The organism is Streptomyces sp. NPDC031265 (assembly GCF_055570295.1).
Genome location: NZ_JBVIHM010000003.1, coordinates 235,247 through 255,765, shown reverse-complemented (window position 1 = coordinate 255,765; position 20,519 = coordinate 235,247). Strand labels below are relative to the sequence as shown.

Genomic DNA, 20,519 nt, shown 5'->3' with positions numbered 1-20,519 from the left:
CTTCCTGGGCATATGCAGTACGTTCGGTCCATGCCCCAGCCCGCTGCCTCATCGAAACGGCCGACCCGAACGTCCGCCACGTCCGACGCCCCGGAAAGTGCCGCCGGCAGCCGCGCGGCCGCCCAGCGGCTCAAAATGCGCCGCGAGCTGGCGGCCGCGGCGATGGAGCTCTTCTCGGCCAAGGGGTACGAGGCCACCACGGTCGACGAGATCGCGGCCCGCGCCGGGGTCGCCCGCCGCACCTTCTTCCGCCACTTCCGCTCCAAGGAAGAGGCGATCTTCCCCGACCACGACGACACCCTCGTACGGGCCGAGGCGGTGCTCAACGCCGCGCCCCCGCACGAGCATCCGCTGGACACGGTGTGCCGGGGGATCAAGGAGGTCATGAAGATGTACGCCTCCTCCCCCTCGGTCTCCGTGGCGCGCTACAAGCTGACCCGTGAGGTGCCCACCCTGCGGGAGGCGGAGATCGCCTCGGTGGCCCGCTACGAGCGGCTCTTCACGCGCTATCTGCTCGGCCACTTCGACGAGAAGGACCACCACGCCGGCAACGACGACCCGCTGCTCGCCGAGGTGGCCGCCTCCGCGGTCGTGACCGCGCACAACCACGTGCTGCGGCGCTGGCTGCGGGCCGGCGGCCAGGGCGATGTGGAGGCCCAGCTCGACCACGCCTTCGCGATCGTCCGGGACACCTTCGGCTCCGGGATCGGGGCGGGGCGCACCGCCGGGCCGAAGCCCGCCGCCGCGTCGGTCTCCACCAGCGACGAGGTACTGGTCGCGGTGGCTCGTACGGACGCGCCGCTGGACGAGATCATGCAGTCGATCAAGAAGGCGCTCCGGCAGCGCTGAAACAGCACGTAACCCGGATACAACGGACGAAAGCCGCCCCGCCAGGGCGGCTTTCGTCGTTTCCGGAGCGCCTCCGGAAACGGAATCGATCGATCATCGCTCATCCGTGCAGGTCATTACGCAATTGAGAGAAATTGTTGGCACGCAGTGTCTTGCCGACTGGCACCGCGTGCCATACGTTGATGTTGTCCGGGCGGCCGGCGTGCAGAGACCTTTCGTACGCCGGCTGTCCCCGCAAGCTTCCCCAGCGAGCGCGCCCGGACGCCTGCGTCACAGGCACCCTCCCGCGCCCACCAGGCGCCGCCGATCCCGTAGTACCGCCGAACCGACGGCACACCTCCACAGCAGCAGTCCCCTCAGCGTTCCCAACGCGCTCCGCCGGAGGCAACACCGTGAAGGAAATCCTGGACGCGATTCAGTCGCAGGACAGCACCGCCGCAGACATCGCGGCTCTGCCCATCCCCGAGTCGTACCGCGCGATCACCGTGCACAAGGACGAGACGGAGATGTTCGCCGGGCTCGCCACCCGGGACAAGGACCCGCGCAAGTCGCTGCACCTCGACGAGGTGCCGGTCCCCGAACTCGGCCCCGGCGAGGCCCTGGTGGCCGTCATGGCCTCCTCGGTCAACTACAACTCGGTGTGGACGTCGATCTTCGAGCCGCTCTCGACGTTCGGGTTCCTGGAGCGCTACGGCAAGCTCAGCGAGCTGACCAAGCGCCATGACCTGCCGTACCACGTCATCGGCTCGGACCTCGCGGGCGTGGTCCTGCGCACCGGACCGGGCGTGAACGCGTGGAAGCCGGGCGACGAGGTCGTCGCGCACTGTCTGTCGGTGGAGCTGGAGTCCTCCGACGGCCACAACGACACCATGCTCGACCCCGAGCAGCGCATCTGGGGCTTCGAGACGAACTTCGGCGGCCTCGCCGAGATCGCGCTGGTCAAGTCGAACCAGCTGATGCCGAAGCCGGACCACCTGAGCTGGGAGGAGGCGGCCTCGCCCGGGCTTGTGAACTCCACCGCCTACCGCCAGCTCGTCTCCCGTAACGGCGCCGGGATGAAGCAGGGCGACAACGTCCTGATCTGGGGCGCCAGCGGCGGACTCGGCTCGTACGCCACCCAGTTCGCCCTCGCGGGCGGCGCCACGCCGATCTGTGTCGTCTCCAGCCCGGAGAAGGCCGACATCTGCCGCGCCATGGGCGCCGAGGCGGTCATCGACCGCAACGCCGAGGGCTACAAGTTCTGGAAGGACGAGCACACCCAGGACCCGAAGGAGTGGAAGCGCTTCGGCAAGCGCATCCGCGAACTCACCGGCGGCGAGGACATCGACATCGTCTTCGAGCACCCCGGCCGCGAGACCTTCGGTGCGAGCGTCTACGTCACGCGCAAGGGCGGCACCATCACCACCTGCGCCTCCACCTCGGGCTACATGCACGAGTACGACAACCGCTACCTGTGGATGTCCCTGAAGCGCATCATCGGCTCCCACTTCGCCAACTACCGCGAGGCCTGGGAGGCCAACCGCCTCATCGCCAAGGGCAAGATCCACCCCACCCTCTCCAAGGTGTACTCCCTGGAGGAGACCGGGCAGGCCGCCTACGACGTCCACCGCAACCTCCACCAGGGCAAGGTCGGCGTCCTCGCCCTCGCCCCCCGTGAGGGCCTCGGCGTCCGCGACCACGAACTCCGTGCCAAGCACCTCGACGCCATCAACCGCTTCCGCAACATCTGAGCACGGAGCGACATATGACTGAGCGTCAGAAGGACCGGCCCTGGCTCATGCGGACGTACGCCGGTCACTCGACCGCCGAGGCGTCCAACGAGCTCTACCGGCGCAACCTCGCCAAGGGCCAGACCGGCCTGTCGGTCGCCTTCGACCTGCCGACGCAGACCGGCTACGACCCGGACCACATCCTCGCCCGCGGCGAGGTGGGCCGGGTCGGGGTCCCGGTGTCCCATCTCGGTGACATGCGCCGGCTGTTCCAGGACATCCCCCTGGAGCAGATGAACACCTCGATGACCATCAACGCCACCGCGATGTGGCTGCTGGCCATGTACCAGGTGGTCGCCGAGGAACAAGGCGCCGACATCACCCGGCTGCAGGGCACGACGCAGAACGACATCGTCAAGGAGTACCTGTCGCGCGGGACACACGTCTTCCCGCCCGGTCCGTCGCTGCGGCTGACCACCGACATGATCACGTACACGGTCAACCACATCCCCAAGTGGAACCCGATCAACATCTGCAGCTACCACCTCCAGGAGGCGGGGGCCACCCCGGTCCAGGAGATCTCGTACGCGATGTCCACCGCGATCGCCGTGCTCGACGCGGTGTTCGCGTCCGGGCAGATCCCCGAGGACCGCAAGGGCGAGGTGGTCGCGCGGATCTCCTTCTTCGTGAACGCGGGTGTCCGGTTCATCGAGGAGATGTGCAAGATGCGGGCGTTCGGCCGCATCTGGGACAAGGTGACGCGCGAGCGGTACGGCATCGAGGACGCCAAGCAGCGCCGCTTCCGCTACGGCGTCCAGGTCAACTCGCTGGGTCTGACCGAGGCGCAGCCGGAGAACAACGTCCAGCGGATCGTGCTCGAAATGCTGGCCGTGACGCTGTCGAAGGACGCCCGCGCGCGGGCCGTCCAGCTCCCCGCCTGGAACGAGGCGCTCGGCCTGCCGCGTCCCTGGGACCAGCAGTGGTCGCTGCGGATCCAGCAGGTCCTCGCGCACGAGAGCGACCTCCTGGAGTACGAGGACATCTTCGCCGGGTCGCACGTCGTCGAGGCCAAGGTGGACTCGCTGGTCGAGGAGTGCCTGGCCGAGATCGAGCGGATCCAGCAGATGGGCGGCGCGATGGCGGCCGTCGAGTCCGGCTACCTCAAGTCGCAGCTGGTCTCCTCGCACGCCGAGCGCCGGGCGCGCATCGAGGGCGGCGAGGAGAAGATCATCGGCGTCAACTGCTACCAGTCGACCGAACCCAGTCCGCTCACCTCCGACCTGGACACCGCGATCATGACGGTCGACCCGGCGAACGAGGCGCGGGTGGTGGCCAAGCTCCACGAGTGGCGCGACAACCGGGACGAGACCCGGGCGTCGGAGGCGCTGGCGGCTCTGAAGAAGGCGGCCGCCGGGTCCGAGAACCTGATGGCCGCGACCCTGGAGTGCGTCCGCGCGGGCGTCACCACGGGCGAGTGGTCCTGGGCGCTGCGCGATGTCTTCGGCGAGTTCCGGGCACCGACCGGGGTCTCCTCGGCCCCGGTCGCGGTCCCGGCCGAGGCGGGCACGCCGCTGGCGCTGGTGCGCGAGAAGGTGACCCGTACGGCCGATGAGCTGGGAGCGGGCCGGCTGCGGCTGCTGGTGGGCAAGCCGGGGCTCGACGGGCACTCCAACGGGGCCGAGCAGATCGCCGTACGCGCGCGTGACGCCGGTTTCGAGGTGGTCTACCAGGGGATCCGGCTGACCCCCGAGCAGATCGTCAACGCCGCCCTGGCGGAGGATGTGCACTGCGTGGGCCTCTCGATCCTGTCCGGCTCGCACGCCGAGCTGGTCCCGGACGTGCTGGCGCGGCTGCGCGAGGCCGGCGCCCCCGACATCCCGGTGATCGTCGGGGGGATCATCCCGCCGGCGGACGCCGAGGAGCTGTGCAAGGCGGGTGTGGCCGCCGTATTCACCCCGAAGGACTTCGGTATCACGGAGATCATCGGCCGTATCGTCGACGAGATCCGGAAAGCGAACAAGCTCGACCCTCTGGAGGTCCCCGCATGACCGTCAACCGCCCTCCCGTCTCCCACCACCACCCTCAAACGACGCCCCTGCGGGACGACACCTCCAGGCTCCGCCCGCGCCGTTCGTGCCTCGCCGTTCCGGGCTCGAACCCGCGCTTCCTGGAAAAGGCGCAGGGACTCCCCGCCGACCAGGTCTTCCTGGACCTGGAGGACGCCTGTGCGCCGCTCGCCAAGCCGGAGGCCCGGCACACCATCGTCAAGTTCCTGAACGAGGGCGACTGGACCGGCAAGACCCGGGTCGTGCGGGTCAACGACTGGACGACCGAGTGGACGTACCGCGATGTCGTGACGGTCGTCGAGGGCGCGGGGCAGAACCTGGACTGCATCATGCTGCCGAAGGTGCAGACCGCCGAGCAGATCGTCGCGCTGGACCTGCTGCTCACCCAGATCGAGAAGACGATGGGCTTCGAGGTCGGCAAGATCGGCATCGAGGCGCAGATCGAGAACGCCCAGGGTCTGAACAACGTCAACGAGATCGCGACGGCCTCCCAGCGCCTCGAGACGATCATCTTCGGCCCGGCCGACTTCATGGCGTCGATCAACATGAAGTCGCTGGTCGTGGGCGAGCAGCCGCCCGGTTACCCGGCGGACGCCTACCACTTCATCCTGATGAAGATCCTGATGGCCGCCCGCGCCAACAACCTCCAGGCGATCGACGGCCCCTACCTCCAGATCAAGAACATCGACGGCTACAAGGCGGTCGCCCAGCGCGCCGCCGCCCTCGGCTTCGACGGCAAGTGGGTGCTGCACCCCGGCCAGGTCGAGGCGGCCAACGAGGTCTTCTCGCCCTCGCAGGAGGACTACGACCACTCCGAGCTCATCCTCGACGCGTACGAGTACTTCACCTCCGAGGCCGGCGGCAAGAAGGGCTCGGCGATGCTCGGCGACGAGATGATCGACGAGGCCAGCCGCAAGATGGCGCTGGTCATCTCGGGCAAGGGCCGGGCGGCCGGTATGCAGCGCACGTCGAAGTTCGAGATCCCGGAGGCGTAACACCATGCAGTTCGGCCGCACCTACGAAGAGTTCACCGTCGGCGACGTGTACAAGCACTGGCCCGGGAAGACGGTGACCGAGTACGACGACCACCTGTTCTGTCTGCTCACCATGAACCACCACCCGCTCCACATGGACACCAACTATGCGGAGAAGACGACCGACTTCGGCAGGAACGTCGTCGTGGGCAACTACATCTACTCGCTGCTGCTCGGTATGAGCGTGCCGGACGTGTCCGGCAAGGCGATCGCCAACCTGGAGGTCGAGTCGCTCAAGCACGTGGCGCCGACCTTCCACGGCGACACCGTCTACGGCGAGACGACGGTCCTCGACAAGACGCCCTCCAAGTCCAAGTCGGACCGCGGGATCGTCTACGTCGAGACCAAGGGCTACAAGCAGGACGGCACGCTGGTGTGCGTGTTCCGCCGCAAGGTGATGGTCCCCACCGAGACGTACATCAAGGAACGCGGCGGCGAGCAGCCCGGCCGCCCGGAGCCGAAGCAGCAGGAGAAGTAGCCATGGCCCGTCTCGCGCAGACCGCCGGTCTGACCGACGTCCAGCAGGAAATCCTGGCCACCGTCCGGGACTTCGTCGACAAGGAGATCATTCCGGTCGCGACGCAGCTGGAGCACAAGGACGAGTACCCGACGCAGATCGTCGAAGGCCTCAAGGAGCTCGGCCTGTTCGGGCTGATGATCCCCGAGGAGTACGGCGGTCTGGGCGAGTCGCTCCTGACGTACGCGCTCTGCGTCGAGGAGATCGCGCGTGGCTGGATGTCGGTCTCCGGCATCATCAACACGCACTTCATCGTGGCGTACATGCTCAAGCAGCACGGCACCCAGGAGCAGAAGGACACCTTCCTGCCCCGGATGGCCCTGGGCGAGGTGCGCGGCGCGTTCTCGATGTCGGAGCCGGCGCTCGGCTCGGATGTGTCGGCGATCACGTCCAAGGGCGTCAGGGACGGCGACGAGTACGTCCTGAACGGCCAGAAGATGTGGCTCACCAATGGCGGAACGTCATCGCTCGTCGCCGTTCTGTGCCGGAGTGACGAAGGACACCCGGAGGGCACCGCCCCCCACAAGTCGATGACGACCTTCCTGGTGGAGAAGGAGCCCGGCTTCGGCGAGGTCCGGCCCGGCCTGACCATCCCCGGCAAGATCGACAAGATGGGTTACAAGGGCGTCGACACGACCGAACTCATCATGGACGGACTGCGCATTCCGGCCAATCGGGTCCTCGGCGGGGTCACCGGCCGAGGGTTTTACCAAATGATGGACGGAGTCGAGGTCGGCCGTGTGAACGTCGCGGCGCGTGGCTGTGGCGTCGCTCAGCGTGCATTCGAGCTGGGTGTCTCCTATGCCCAGCAACGTCATACTTTCGGCAAAGCGATCGCCCAGCACCAGGCGATTCAGTTCAAGCTGGCCGAGATGGCTACCAAGGTCGAGGCCGCTCATGCCATGATGGTCAACGCAGCACGCAAAAAGGACTCTGGGGAACGAAACGACCTTGAGGCAGGGATGGCGAAGTACCTCGCCTCCGAATACTGCAAGGAGGTCGTGGAGGACGCCTTCCGTATCCACGGTGGCTACGGCTTCTCGAAGGAGTACGAGATCGAGCGCCTGTACCGCGAGGCGCCGATGCTGCTCATCGGTGAAGGTACCGCCGAGATCCAAAAAATGATCATTGGGCGTCGGCTTCTCGAGGAGTACCGATTCCAGGGTTGATTGCCGCTTTTAGGTCGGTTCGGCCGCGAAGAACATCACACCCTGTAGGCGTTTCCTGAGGGCTTCCGGCCGACCGACTCGGCTTCTGGCTTTCCCAGTTGCGGCTCGCAACCGATAGCATCGCTGGTAAACCAGCCGCCGTCCCCCACTTGCCAGCGCGGCATCATCCGCTACGAAGGTCATCCATGCCCCACAGCCAAACCTCTGCATCTCGCGACGGTTTCCTCCAGGGACGTCTTGCTCGCGGAGCATCGCCGTGGCTTCTGCCGACCGTCGCCACCGCAGCCCTCAGCCTCGCCCGCGCGCGCCGCTCCGGCGCCGCCAAGGCCGTGGCCGTACCCGCCACCGCGCTCGCGGCGGGCATGCTGTGGTTCTTCCGCGACCCCGAGCGCGAGATCGCTACCGGGCGGGTCATCTCCCCCGCCGACGGCGTGGTGCAGAGCATCATGCCGTGGAAGGACGGGCGCACCCGCGTCGCGATCTTCATGAGCCCGCTGAACGTCCACGTCAACCGTGCGCCCCTGGCCGGCACGGTGACGTCCGTCGAGCACGTGCCCGGCGGGTTCGTTCCGGCGTTCAACAAGGAGAGCGAGAACAACGAGCGCGTTGTCTGGCACTTCGACACCGAGCTCGGTGACATCGAGATGGTGCAGATCGCGGGTGCGGTGGCGCGGCGGATCGTCCCCTACATCCCCCAGGGCACCAAGGTGGAGCAGGGCGAGCGCATCGGTCTCATCCGGTTCGGCTCCCGGGTCGACATCTATCTTCCGGAGGGGGTCGAGGTCGCTGTCGAGGTCGGGCAGAAGACCACTGCGGGGGTGACTCGAATTGACCGTGATTGATCCGGACACCCAGACCGACTGGGTGCCGGGCGCGGACGCCGACGACGACGCGGAGGAGATGCCCCTCTCCCTGCGGCTGTCGATAGCGGACACCCTGACGCTCGGCAACGCGACCTGCGGGTTCATGGCGGTGTACTTCACCACCACCGGAATCCTCATCCCGCACCTGTCGGGCAGCTCCGAGACCGGCATGGCGCGGCACTCCGCAGCGACCGCCGTGATCCTGATGCTGCTCGCGGCGATCTTCGACCTCTGCGACGGCCTGGTCGCGCGGAAGCTGCGCAGCTCGCCGATGGGCGCCGAGCTGGACAACCTCTCGGACCTGATCAGCTTCGGGCTCGCCCCGGCGTACTTCGTCCTCGTGTACGGCATGGTCGCCGACGACGCGCACCAGCGGGTCGCGGCCGTGGCGGCGATCACGGTGCTGCTCGCGGTGGTGCTCAGACTCGCGCGGTTCTCCTGCGTGACGATGAAGGACGGCATGTTCCAGGGCATGCCGAGCCCCTTCGGCGCGCTCACGGTCGTCTCGATCGTGCTCCTGGAGCTGCCGTTCGTCCCGACGCTGCTCGCCGTCATCGGGGTGGCGTGGCTGATGGTCAGCCGGGTCGAGTACCCGAAGCCGCGGGGCATCCTCGCGGTGGCCATGCTCAGCTGGATCGTGGGCGCGATGGGGCTGCTCGCGGCGTGGGCGTTCGACGCGCCGGGCGGCCAGCTGCTGCTCCAGACGGGCTGCGTGCTGCAGGTCGTGCTGGGCGCGGTGATCCCCCTGTTCGCCACGGCCCGCCGGGTGAACTCGATCCGCGACAACCGCCGTGAGGCGCGGGCGGCCCAGCTGCCGTAGCGCTTCGCGCTGTGCGTGCAAGGCCCCGGACCTCGTGGTCCGGGGCCTTTCCGCTTTGCGGCTCGGCTGCGGGCCGTCCTTGGCCGGTATGCCGCTCCGTTCGGGGCGCATCGGCTCGTCGCGCGGCAGGGAGCCGTCGCTGGCTTGTCGCGCAGTTCCCCGCGCCCCTGGGGGTCAGGGGCACGGGGCTGTGACATATGCGGCTCCGCCGCGTGGGCGCGATCAGCCCACTACGGTCCGCAGCCGAAAGCGGTCAGCTCAGGAAGTCCTGGGCGATCTGCTCCGCCACGCGCTCCAGCAGCGGCCCCGCCTCCGCCATACAGCGCGCCGGGTCCGGCTCCAGGGCCGTGAGGGGGTACGCGCGGCGGATGCCCGCCGTGCCGAGGGCCTCCGGGAGCAGGGCCAGGCGGCCGCAGACCGCGACCACCTCGATGCCGGCCGCCCGGGCCGCCGCCGCCACGCCCGCCGGAGCCTTGCCGTGCAGGGTCTGCTCGTCGAGCGAGCCCTCGCCGGTGATCACCAGGGTGGCCCGGGCCAGGGCCGGGGCGAAGCCGAGGACGTCCAGCATGACCTCGATACCCGGCCGGAACGTGGCCCCCAGGGCGACCAGCGCGCCGTAGCCGATACCGCCCGCCGCGCCCGCGCCCGGGGCGAGGGCCGCCTCGGCCGCACGGGCGCCCACGGACGCCTCCAGGACCTCGGCGAAGTGGCCGAGCGCCGCGTCCAGGGTCGCCACGTCCTCGGGCGTGGCGCCCTTCTGCGGCCCGTACACCGCGGGCGCCCCCTTGGGCCCCGTGAGCGGGTTGTCCACGTCGCTGGCCAGGACCAGGCCGACCGAGGCGAAACGGGGGTCGAGGCCGGAGAGGTCCGCCGTCGCCAGCGTCGCCAGGGGGCCGCCGCCCGGCGCCAGGGGCTCACCCGCCGCGTCCAGGAAGCGGGCGCCGAGCGCCGAGAGCATGCCCGCGCCGCCGTCCGTGGTGGCGCTGCCGCCCACCCCGAACACGATGGTCCGCGCGCCCGCGTCGAGCGCGGCGAGCAGCAGCTCGCCCGAGCCGTACGTGGTGGCGGTCAGCGGGGCGAAGACGCCGTCGGGGAGGTGCTGGAGGCCGGACGCCTCCGCCATCTCCACCACGGCCACCCCGTCCCGTACCGCGAAGGCCGCCGTGACCGGGGTGCCGAGCGGGCCGGTGACCCGGGCCTCGCGGCGGGCGAACCCGGCCGCGATCGCCGCCGCGACCGTGCCGTCGCCGCCGTCGGCGACCGGCAGGGTCTCCACCGGCAGACCGGGGACGACCCGCCGCAGCCCGGCCGTCACCCGCTCCGCGACCTGTACGGCCGTGAGCGAGCCCTTGAACTTGTCCGCCGCCACCAGCACGCGCGCGGCTTCGAAAACTGCTCCGTCCGTCACTTGCTAATCCCTTGCTGTCGAACAGGCAGTCGCGCCGCTCCGACCCTATCCGCCGCACGCGCCCCTGCCCATAGGTGTCATGTACGGCGGAACGGCGTGCCACCCCACGAAACCTCCATGGCGCGAACCATGGTGGGGCGCCATGAGCACGGATTCGATCGATCATTCCGGCGCCGGCGCCCCTCCCCCGCATCCTCGCCGGCGCAGCCACCCTCATCCGCGACGACCGGGGCCACGTACTCCTCGTCCAGCCCAACTACCGTGACGGCTGGGCCCTCCCCGGCGGCACGATCGAGTCCGACCAGGGCGAGACCCCTCGCCAGGCCGCCCGGCGCGAGACTCTGGAGGAGATCGGCCTGGACGTGAGCCCCGGACGGCTGCTCGCGGTCGACTGGGTGCCGGGCCCGGACCGGCCACCGATCGCCGCGTACGTGTACGACGGCGGCGTCCTCCCCGAGGAGCGGCTGAGGGCGATCCGCCTCCAGGAGGAGGAGCTGCTCGACTGGCGGCTGGTCCCGCGCGAGGAGATCACCGCGTATCTGCCGGGCCAACTGGGTGACCGGGTGCTCGCGGCACTCGACGTGCTGACGGCGGGGGCGGGTACGGCGGAGCTGGAGAACGGCCGAACGGTGGGCTGACGACCACGGGATCTACGTCATCGCATTCCGTCAACCATGCTGCCCCCAACGCCGGTTGGCCCCACAATATCCCCGTGCCGCATGACGACTACATGGAACTCATCCTCGACGACGGCGCCCGGGTCAGAGTCGAGCTCACGCCCGTCGGCGGACCGAGAACGACGGCCCCGGCAGCGGACGACGACCTGCCGGGCGGGGTAGGCGGGGCGACGCCCGTCGGGCGCCGCCGCGAGCGGGTCGCCGCGCTCGCCACGGACACGCTCGCGGCCGTACTGCGACCGCTCGGGCCCTTCCTCCAGCAGGTGCACGACTCCGTACGGGGCATCCCCGACCCGCCCGACTCCCTCGACGTCTGCTTCGGCCTCCAGATCGGCCAGGACCTCAAGCTCGGGATCGTGGGCGCCAACGGCCAGGCCAGCATGACCGTCTCGGCGACCTGGCAGCTGCGGCCCGACGGCGCCGACGGCGGCAGCTGAGCCGTGGGCTGGTTCAAGGCGCCGGGCGCGGACCCGTCGGCCGACGCGCGCGGCGCGCTGGTGCGGGTGCTCTCGGCCGACCGGGGGCGGACCGCGGGCGCGGGCGTCTATCTCGCCGGCCGCAGACTGCTGACCTGCGCACACGTCGTCAACGCCGCGCTGGGCCTGCGGATGCTGAGCCCGCGCGACCCGGGCGCGGTCACCCTCGACGTCTCCTTCCCTGCGCTGGCCGCGGGCGCCGCCGACGCCCGGCAGGCGCGCCTGGTGGCCTGGGTGCCGCCGCGCGCCGCGCACCATCAGGGGCCGGTGGCCGACGGCTCCCTGGAGTGGGGCGGCGACCTGGCCGTACTGGAGCTGGACGAGGAACCGCCGCCCCCGGTGGGCCCGGTGCGCTGGCTGGACATGCGGGCCGGGCAGCTGGTGCGGGCCTGGTACGGCGGCGGCCAGCCCTTCTCGTACGCGGACGTCCAGGTCGGCTCGTGCGACGGGCGGATCGGCTATCTCGACGGCAAGCTCTCCGGCGCGGCCGTCGACGACGGATACAGCGGCGGGCCCCTGTGGTCACCTGCCGACGGCGCCGCGGTGGGGCTGGTGATGGGCAGGATCACCCCGCCGGGCGGGTCGTTCGACACCCAGCACACCGTGCGTCGCAGCTGGGGCCTGACCTGGCAGTCGGTCCGGCAGGAGCTGTTACGGGTCGGGGCGGCCCCAGACCCGGCGCCACCGGGTGCGGGCGAGCCCGCCGCCGCGGCGGGCGACGAGTCGGTGCGGGACATGATGGCCGGCCCGCTGCACGCCCTGCTGGGCGATCCGACCGTACGGGCGGCGCACTCCACCGCGCTCGGGGCGGCCCTCGGTCTGCGCACCCGGGCGGACGGGACGGCCCCGTCGGTGGAGGAGCTGGCGGTGCTGCTGTGCACGGTCGAGCGCGCGCTGCCCACGCTGGCCGAGTCGCTCGCCCCGTCCCTGACCGACACGCGGGGCCGCGCCCAGCTGGACCGGCTGCTCGCGCTCGGCCGGCTCACCGACGCGGCCGGGCTGCTCTCCGTCGCCGAACACCGGGCGCTGCTGGTGAAGTGGGACCATCTCACCCGCCAGGACCCGGGGCTGCTTCCCCGGGCGGCTACGGCGGCGCTGCCCTATGTGGATCTGCCCCGTTCGCTGACGGCCGCGCGGCTCGACCCCGACGACGTGCCGGGCGCGGTGCGCGAGCTGGAGGAGTGGCCCGGCGACGGCTCGCCGGTGCCGGACGAGACGCCCCGGCTGCCGGCCCTGCTGCGGGTCGTGGAGTACGCGGCCGCCGAGACCGGCGGCATCGCCTGCGAGGCGCTCCAGGACTGGAGCGGCCGGGTCGCGACCAGGCTCGGCATCCACCTCTCGGCCCTGGGCGAGCGCCGGGCGGACGCGGCGCGCTGGTCGAACCGGTCGGCCGGCACCGGAGTCCGCGTCCTGGTGGAGCTCAGCCGCCACCCCAAGGACCCGGCCGACCGCTACCGGTGCGCGGTGTGGCGGATGCGCGCCGACGGCACGGCCGCCCGCGCCGCCACCGGCACCGAACGGCCGCGCACCGGGCGGGAGATCGCCCGGCTGGTGCGCGAGGTGGCCGGGGGCGCGGAGGGTGCCGGGCAGAACGTGGCGCTGGTCGCTGTGTCCGTCGCCCCGGACGCGCTGCACCTGGCGGTGGACGAGTGGGACGGGGCGAGCGCCGACGAGTTCTTCCCGGCGCCGCTGGGCGAGGACTTCCACCTCGTACTGCGCTGCCCGCAGATCAGACGCCGCTCGCGCACCGGCGCGGGCGACCTGAAGCGCCGCTGGGGCGCCCGGCACCAGAGCGAACCGCTCGTCGCGGACCACCGGATCTCCGACGAGATGGAGCTCATCCGGCTGCTCAAGACAACCCACTACGACGCCGCCCGCGTCATAGTGCACGGACCCCCCGGCAGCCGGACGCGACTGCTGCACTTCTGTCTGGCGATGGGGGTGCCGATCGTCCTGTGGGACCGCGCGGCCGGGGAGCCGGGTGACGCCGCCCGGCTCGACGGGGCGAATCCGTACGGCCCCGTCGACGAACTCCCGGAAAGAGTCCGGCACTTCAGGGTCCGCGCCTATATGGACCCGGCGGTGCCCGCACGGCCGGCGCTGGTGTGGGAGGACGCCGGGTTGCCGCTCCCCGACGAGCTGCAGCTCGCCGACCCCTCGCTGGGACCGGAAGGAATCGCCCGCCCCTCGGAAGGAACGGATCAGGCGACATGACGGAGAACGACGGGTGGCGGCTCTTCCGCGGCGACCGCACGGCACGGGAGGTGGCCTTCCCCGAGGCGCCGCCGTGGCGGCAGTTCGCCAACGGCGCCCCGGGGACGCGGGTGCGCCACCGCCCGTATCTGATCGGCCGCACCGAGGCCGACGTGGTGAGCGCCGCGCTGCATCTGCGCCGGCCCCTCCTGGTCACCGGGCACCCCGGCACCGGCAAGTCCTCGCTGGCACACGCCGTCGCGCACGAGCTGTCGCTCGGCCCGGTGCTCCAGTGGCCGGTCAACAGCCGGTCGGTGCTCAAGGACGCGCTGTACGGGTACGACGCCATCGGGCGGCTGCGCGAGACCCATCTGCGCCAGGAGCGCGGCGCGCCCGAGCCCGACATCGGCACCTTCGTCCGCCTGGGGCCGCTGGGCACCGCGCTCGTCCCGCGCGAGCGGCCGCGGGTCCTCCTGGTCGACGAACTCGACAAGGGAGACGTCGATCTTCCCAACGACCTGCTGACGGTGTTCGAGGAGGGCGAGTTCGAGATCCCCGAGCTGTCGCGGCTGCCGGAGGCGCAGTCCGAGGTGCCGGTGCTCACCCATGACCCCGAGGGCGGACGGGTCACGGTCGCCCGCGGCGTGGTGCGCTGCCGCGAGTTCCCGGTGGTGGTGATCACCAGCAACGGCGAGCGGGACTTCCCGCCCGCGTTCCTGCGGCGCTGCGTCCGCCTCGACCTGCCGGATCCGGACGAGGAGCGGCTGCGGGACATCGTGGCCGCGCACCTGGGCGAGCGGGCCCTCGAAGGCGTCGACGACCTGCTGCACGCGTTCCTGAACCGCCGGGCGCCGGGCGAGCTCGCCACGGACCAGCTGCTCAACGCCGTGTTCCTGCGCAAGGGCGGGGTGAACCTGAACGCCGAGGGCCTGCTGGACGCGGTGCTCCACCGGCTGGGCGGATCGGTCTAGCCGTGCCGCGCGCGGAGCCCTCCGACGCCCTGGCGGGACTCGCCGCCCTGGTGGGCCACGAGCTGTCCACGCACGAGCTCCTGGACACGCTGTGGCTGGCCGCCCGGCTGCCGAGCGGCGCCGCCGCACCGCTGGCGAGCGCTCTGGCGCCGGACCGGGTGCGGCAGCCGGGCCCGGAGGCGTGGGCGGGGCCGCCGACACCGCCCGAAGGCACGGTGGTGCCACCCGGGCTCGGGGAGGGCGACGCCAAGGAGGGGGCCGGCTCCCAACCGCCGCTCCCCACCCAGCTGTTGGGCGCCCTGCACGCGGCGGCGGCCGCCCGCAGCGCCCCCGAGTTCACCGGCGCGACCGCCTCCCCGCACCGCCCTGAACGCGGCGCCGGGGCGCTGCCGGTGCGGGTGCCCGAGGAGAAGGCGCTCGGCGACGGGGAGCTGCGTCTGAGCCGGTCCCTGCGGCTGCTGAAGCAGCCCCATCCGGGCTCGCACTTCTGGGAGTTCGACGAGGAGGCGACCGCCACCGCGATGGCCGAGAGCGGCCTTCCCGACGTGGTGCTGCGGCCCGCGCGGCGCCGCTGGCTGGATCTCACCCTGCTCATCGACGACGGCCTCTCGATGCTGCTGTGGCGCAGGCTCGCCACCGAACTGCGGTCCGTCTTCGAGCGGCTGGGCGCCTTCCGCGACATCCGGGTGCACGGCCTGGACGCCCGCTCGGACACCGCGCCCGGCCTCAAGGTGCGCCCCTTCGACCCCGGCGGGCCGCTGCTCTCCCCCGCGTCCGCCGCCGACCCGTCGGGCCGCACCCTGGTCCTGGTGATCAGCGACGGGGTGGGGGCGTGCTGGCGGGACGGGCGGATGCACACCGCCCTGGAACGCTGGGCCCGGCAGGGCCCGACGGCGGTGGTGCACGCGCTGCCCTCCCACATGTGGGACGCCTCGGGCATCCGCTCGGAGCAGTGGTCGGTGACGACGCGGCGGCGCGGCGCGGCCAACCACACCTGGGAGGTGACCGACCCGCTGCTGCCGCCGGGCCTCGGCGACCGCTTCCCGGGGGTGCCCGTCCCCGTACTGGAGCCGTATCCCCCGGCCGTCGCCACCTGGGCGCGCCTGGTGGCCTCGCCCGGGGCCAGCGCGGAGCTGCCGCTGCTCGCTCCGCCGGGCGTGCGCGGCCTCCGGGGCGAGGCGGCCACCCGGGGCACGGACCCGGCCGACGCGGTGCTGCGGTTCCGGGACGCGGCGTCCCCGCAGGCGTACCGGCTCGCCGCGCACCTCGCGGCCATCTCGCCGCTGACGGTGCCGGTGATGCGGCTGGTGCAGGCGGCCGTGCCGTGGCGCTCGGACACCGCACACCTGGCCGAGGTGTTCCTCGGCGGGCTGATGCGCCAGGCCGACCCGCCCGGCGCCGGACTCCCCGCCCAGCACCGCCGCTTCGGCTTCCTCGACGGCGTCCAGGAGATCCTGCTCGACACCGCCTCCCCGATCGACCTGCTGCGCACCACCCGCGCGGTGACCGACCGCCTGGCCACGCTGGTGGGCCGCTCCCCCGACTTCCCGGCCTGGCTCGCCCACCCGTCGGGGACGGGCGAACTCCTGCCGGGGACAAGGCCGTTCGCCTGGCTGGAGGACCGGCTGCTGACGCATCTGGGCGCCCGTCCGATGGCGTCGGTGCCGGCGCCCCCGGCGGTCACCGAGTACGAGGAGGTGCGGCTGCCGTCCGGGCTGGACAGGGCGCCGTCCTGGCTGCCGCTGCGGCTCCAGGACCTGCACGGGCTGGGGCCGTACACGCTGCTGATGCGCCAGGACACCGGCACCAAGCCCGTCGCGTACATCGGCGCGGACCTGGACGGCCAGGAGGTGCTGCTGCGGGTCGCCCACACCTCGGACCCGCCCGTCGCCCGCGAGCTGCTCGCCACCGAGTACCGGGCGCTGCGGCGGATGGACGGGGTGTACGCGCCGGGGGTGCTCGCCAGCGACCTCGACGAGACCACGCCCTGGATCGCGCTGCGGCTCGACACGCTCAGCACCGGGCTGCCCGCGCCGACCCTGCGCGCGGTGCTCCAGGCCGCCGGGCCGCTGCGCGACTCCTCACTCCTCGCCTGGCTGGGCTGGAGCCTGGCGCGGGCGGTCAACCGCTGCCACCGCAGAGGGCTCGTCCATGGCTCGCTCACGCCCGGCACGGTGCTCGTCACCGAGCGGACGCTGCACATCATCAGCTGGGCGTCGGCCCGGATCGACGGCGCCTCCAGCGCCTCCTCGCTGGTCATGCCCAGCAACTCGCCCTACCGGGCGCCCGAGGTGACGCCATGGAGCGAGTCCCGGATCGCCGCCGGCGATGTGTACGCGGTCGGCACCATCCTGCTCGAAGCCGTGACCGGGCGGCACTGGCGCTGGTACGAGCACGACGTGCTGCGCCACCACCCGGAGTTCCGCCGCCTGGAGGAGAGTCTGCGCGATCTGCTGCTGCGCTCCGTGGACGAGGAGCCCGAGGCCCGGCCGACCGCGCGGGAGATGGCCGAGGCGTTCGGCGCGCTGATGCTGATGCCGGTGGAGTGGGACGACGAGGCCGCCGAGGACGACGACGAGGTCGCGGCCGACGCCGAGGCGGCCCCGGAGGACGATTCGGTCCGCGAGGAGTGGATCCGGACGATCCGGGCGCCGCTGCGCCAGCCGTTGCGGATCGCGGTCCTCGGGGTCAAGGACCGGGCGGGCTGCACCACGACGACCACCGTGCTCGGCGCGATCCTCGCCGAGCAGCGCCAGGAGCGGGTGCTCGCCGTCGACACGGACCGGCACGCGGGCAGCCACATCCACATCGCGCGCCGGGTCTACCGGGCCACGGCGGCCCGGCTGACCGAACTGGCCCACTCCGCCCCCGAGGTCACCGGCTTCGAGGTGCTGCGCCTCTTCCTCTCCCAGCACCGCTCCGGGCTGATGGTGCTCGCCAACGACTCGGTGTCCCATCCGCCGACGGCCGGCCAGTTCTCGGACCAGGAGTACCGCACGGTCGCGGAGGTGACGGCGCCGTACTTCGACATCACGCTAGCCGACACGGACAGGTTCCCGCAGGCGATGCTGGAGCTCGCCAACCGGGTGGTGATCGTCTCCCGGGCCGACCCGGCCGGGGTCACCCAGGCCCAGCAGGCCGTCGACCGCCTGGTGGCGCTGGGCCGCCCCGACCTGGTGGCGGAGGCCGTGGTCGTCCTCAACCACAGCCGCCCGGCCGCCGGCTGGACCCTGGACGCGGCCACCATCCGCAGCCTCAGCTCCCGCTGCCGGGGCGTCCTCACCATCCCCCGCGACGGCCATCTGACGACCGGCAGCACGGTGGAGCTGTCGTGGCTGGCGCCGGAGACGTACAAGGCGTTCCTGCGCCTGGGCGCGCTGCTCATGGGCGACTGAGGGTGGTCGGCCGGTGAGGTCAGAACAGCGCGTCCTCCCCCGCCCCCTTCTCGAAGGCCAGCAGCCGCTGCTTGCGGTCGAGGCCGCCGCCGTACCCCGTCAGGCTTCCCGTGGAGCCGATCACTCGGTGGCAGGGGACGATGATGCCCACCGGGTTCTTGCCGTTGGCCAGGCCCACCGCGCGGGAGGCGCCGGGGTTGCCGAGCAACTGGGCGAGTTCGCCGTACGAGCGGGTCTCGCCGTACGGGATGTGGCGCAGCTGGTCCCAGACCGCACGCTGGAAGTCGGTGCCGCGCAGGTCGAGGTCCAGGTCGAAGTCGGTGAGTTCGCCCGCGAAGTACGCGCCGAGCTGGCGGATCACCTCGGGGAACGGGCCGCCGTCGTCGGGTTCGCCGAACGTCTCCTGGGGCGGCCGGTGGCGCTGGTTCTCCATGTAGAGGCGGCTGAGCACGCCGTCCTCGGCGACGAGGGTGAGCGGGCCGTACGGGCTGTCGGTGACGGTGTGTGTGGTGGTCATCGTGAACGTCCTCACGCAGGGAGGTTGTTGATGGGGTGGTCGTCGGTGGCCCAGAGGTACTGGACGGCGTAGGCCCGCCACGGGCGCCAGGCGGCGGCGCTCGCGGTGAGGGCGGCGGGCGAGGAGGGCAGGCCGAGCGACTGGGCCGCGCGGCGCACTCCCAGGTCGGAGGGGAGGAAGGCGTCCGGGTCGCCGAGCGCCCGCATCGCGATCACCTCGACGGTCCAGGGGCCGAAGCCCGGCAGCTCCAGGAGCTGGGCCCGCGCCCGGTCCCAGTCGGTGTCGAAGCCCAGGGGGATGCTGCCGTCGGCCAGGCCCGCGACCAGTGTGGTGAGGGTGGCGCGGCGGCTGCGCGGCAGGGCCAGGGCCTCCGGATCGAGCCCGGCCAGCGCCTGCGACGTCGGAAACAGATGGGTGAGGCCGCCCGCCGGGTCCTCGACCGGCTCGCCGTGCGCGGTCACCAGCCGGGCCGCGTGGGTACGGGCGGCGGCCGTGGAGACCTGCTGGCCGAGCACCGCCCGTACGGCGAACTCCGCCGCGTCGACGGTACGCGGCACCCGGCGGCCGGGAGCCTTGTCGACCAGCGGGGCGAGCAGCGGGTCGGCGCGCAGCCGGTCGTCGACGGCGACCGGGTCGGCGTCGAGGTCGAGCATCCAGCGGCAGCGGCTGATGGCGATGGTGAGGTCGCGCAGATCGGTGAGCGAGAGCAGACAGCCGATGTGGTCGGGCCCGGGGGTGAGTTCGACGATGCCGTGCCCGTACGGCAGGGAGAGCGTGCGGCGGTACGCGCCGCCGCGCCACTCCTCCACGCCGGGCACTGCTGTGGCGGCCAGATGCCCGAAGAGGTTGTCCGGGTTGAGCGGGGCGCGGTAGGGCAGCCGCAGGGCGATCGAGCCGGGGGCCCGGCGGGCGACGCCCCGCGCGGCGCGGGCGCGCAGCTCGGTGGGGGCGAGCGCGAAGACCTCGCGGACGGTGTCGTTGAAGGTGCGCACCGAGGCGAAGCCCGCCGCGAAGGCGACGTCGGCCATCGGGAGCGCGGTGGTCTCGATGAGGATCCGGGCGGTCTGGGCGCGCTGGGCACGGGCCAGGGCGAGCGGTCCGGCGCCCAGCTCGGCGCGCAGCTGGCGCTCGATCTGGCGGGCGCTGTAGCCGAGCCGCGCGGCGAGCCCGGACACGCCCTCGCGGTCGACGACACCGTCCCGGATGAGCCGCATGGCGCGGGCCACGGAGTCGGCGCGCGCGTTCCACTCCGGCGAGCCGGGCGTGGTGTCCGGGCGGCACCGCTTGCAGGCCCGGAACCCGGCCTGCTGGCAGGCGGCGGCGCTCGGATAGAAGGTCATGTTCTCGACCTTCGGCGGCACCACCGGGCAGCTGGGCCGGCAGTAGATACGGGTGGTGAGCACGGCAGTGAAGAACCAGCCGTCGAAACGGGCGTCCTTGGACTGGACGGCCCGCACGCAGCGCTCGGTATCGGTGTGCATGGCGGCGGGGGCCGCGGGGGCGGCGGGATTCATGGGTCAAGGATCGGCTATGGGGAGGGGGTGTCGCTGGCAGGAATCCGACATCTACCTTCGGTGGGCAGGGAGGGGCTGGGCTGGGTCGGGCCTCGGTGGTTCTTCGGCTGTGGGTGGGGGTGGGCCGCCGACCGCGCAGTTCCCCGCGCCCTCAGGGGGTTGGGGGCGCCCCGGCCGGGTGCGTCTTCGACTGCGGGCCATGGTGAGCCGGCCGCGCAGTTCCCCGCGCCCCTAAGGGGGTTGGAGGCCTGGCGGCTGAAGTGCTGCTGAGGGTTGGAGCCCCGGCCGGCGAAAAGGTTGCGGGGGGCAGCCCTGGCCGCCGAAAGGCCGCCGGGGGCAAC

At 72.0% G+C, this 20,519-nt stretch carries 16 protein-coding genes; 13 read left to right on the top strand and 3 right to left on the bottom strand.

Going from position 1 to position 20,519, the window contains the following annotated elements:
* Nucleotides 1-30: 30 nt before the first annotated feature.
* The 8 genes from ACZ499_RS07680 (at nt 31) to pssA (ending at nt 9,027) form a co-directional block, all read left to right on the top strand.
* Entirely contained in the window at nt 31-849 is an 819-nt protein-coding gene (locus ACZ499_RS07680) for a TetR family transcriptional regulator (protein WP_468673185.1), read from the top strand.
* Nucleotides 850-1,241: 392 nt separating this feature from the next.
* Nucleotides 1,242-2,579 carry a crotonyl-CoA carboxylase/reductase gene (gene ccrA / locus ACZ499_RS07675; protein ID WP_468673184.1) on the top strand — a complete coding sequence of 446 codons (1,338 nt, stop codon included), beginning with the start codon at nt 1,242-1,244 and terminating at the stop codon, nt 2,577-2,579.
* A 14-nt stretch (nt 2,580-2,593) separates the two neighbouring features.
* Nucleotides 2,594-4,606 (top strand): protein meaA, encoded by a 2,013-nt coding sequence (locus tag ACZ499_RS07670; RefSeq protein ID WP_468407415.1) that lies wholly within the window; start codon nt 2,594-2,596, stop codon nt 4,604-4,606.
* A complete protein-coding gene (locus ACZ499_RS07665) occupies nt 4,603-5,619 on the top strand; it encodes an HpcH/HpaI aldolase/citrate lyase family protein (protein WP_468673183.1) in 1,017 nt (338 codons plus the stop codon). The genes ACZ499_RS07670 and ACZ499_RS07665 overlap by 4 nt, the downstream gene beginning before the upstream one ends.
* A gap of 4 nt (nt 5,620-5,623) precedes the next feature.
* Complete coding sequence (locus ACZ499_RS07660) at nt 5,624-6,136, top strand: MaoC family dehydratase (RefSeq protein ID WP_468407419.1); 513 nt, start codon at nt 5,624-5,626, stop codon at nt 6,134-6,136.
* Between the two features lie 2 nt (nt 6,137-6,138).
* On the top strand, nt 6,139-7,344 hold the full coding sequence (locus tag ACZ499_RS07655; protein ID WP_188272373.1) for an acyl-CoA dehydrogenase family protein: 1,206 nt from the start codon (nt 6,139-6,141) through the stop codon (nt 7,342-7,344).
* A 185-nt stretch (nt 7,345-7,529) separates the two neighbouring features.
* Nucleotides 7,530-8,186: a phosphatidylserine decarboxylase gene (locus tag ACZ499_RS07650; RefSeq protein ID WP_067166206.1), complete on the top strand. Its 657-nt coding sequence runs from the start codon at nt 7,530-7,532 to the stop codon at nt 8,184-8,186.
* On the top strand, nt 8,173-9,027 hold the full coding sequence (pssA, locus tag ACZ499_RS07645) for a CDP-diacylglycerol--serine O-phosphatidyltransferase (protein WP_385533103.1): 855 nt from the start codon (nt 8,173-8,175) through the stop codon (nt 9,025-9,027). The genes ACZ499_RS07650 and pssA overlap by 14 nt, the downstream gene beginning before the upstream one ends.
* 253 nt (nt 9,028-9,280) lie before the next feature.
* Here the strand turns inward: pssA and ACZ499_RS07640 are convergent, their stop codons facing one another.
* Nucleotides 9,281-10,435, bottom strand: a complete 1,155-nt coding sequence (locus tag ACZ499_RS07640; protein ID WP_468673182.1) for a glycerate kinase — start codon at nt 10,433-10,435, stop codon at nt 9,281-9,283.
* 152 nt (nt 10,436-10,587) lie between these two features.
* On the opposite strand from ACZ499_RS07640, the gene ACZ499_RS07635 reads away from it, so the two are divergent.
* From ACZ499_RS07635 to ACZ499_RS07615, 5 genes are all read left to right on the top strand, one after another.
* Nucleotides 10,588-11,073 carry an NUDIX domain-containing protein gene (locus ACZ499_RS07635; protein ID WP_468673324.1) on the top strand — a complete coding sequence of 162 codons (486 nt, stop codon included), beginning with the start codon at nt 10,588-10,590 and terminating at the stop codon, nt 11,071-11,073.
* Nucleotides 11,074-11,147: 74 nt separating this feature from the next.
* Entirely contained in the window at nt 11,148-11,549 is a 402-nt protein-coding gene (locus ACZ499_RS07630; RefSeq protein WP_468673181.1) for a CU044_2847 family protein, read from the top strand.
* 3 nt (nt 11,550-11,552) lie between these two features.
* Complete coding sequence (locus ACZ499_RS07625) at nt 11,553-13,802, top strand: VMAP-C domain-containing protein (protein ID WP_468673180.1); 2,250 nt, start codon at nt 11,553-11,555, stop codon at nt 13,800-13,802.
* A complete protein-coding gene (locus tag ACZ499_RS07620; RefSeq protein WP_468673179.1) occupies nt 13,799-14,752 on the top strand; it encodes an AAA family ATPase in 954 nt (317 codons plus the stop codon). The genes ACZ499_RS07625 and ACZ499_RS07620 overlap by 4 nt, the downstream gene beginning before the upstream one ends.
* A 2-nt stretch (nt 14,753-14,754) precedes the next feature.
* Nucleotides 14,755-18,147, top strand: a complete 3,393-nt coding sequence (locus ACZ499_RS07615; protein ID WP_468673178.1) for an SAV_2336 N-terminal domain-related protein — start codon at nt 14,755-14,757, stop codon at nt 18,145-18,147.
* 19 nt (nt 18,148-18,166) lie between these two features.
* Here ACZ499_RS07615 and ACZ499_RS07610 read toward each other — a convergent pair whose 3' ends face one another.
* A complete protein-coding gene (locus ACZ499_RS07610) occupies nt 18,167-18,664 on the bottom strand; it encodes a methylated-DNA--[protein]-cysteine S-methyltransferase (RefSeq protein WP_385539524.1) in 498 nt (165 codons plus the stop codon).
* A gap of 11 nt (nt 18,665-18,675) precedes the next feature.
* Complete coding sequence (locus ACZ499_RS07605; RefSeq protein WP_468673323.1) at nt 18,676-20,145, bottom strand: DNA-3-methyladenine glycosylase 2 family protein; 1,470 nt, start codon at nt 20,143-20,145, stop codon at nt 18,676-18,678.
* Nucleotides 20,146-20,519: the final 374 nt, after the last annotated feature.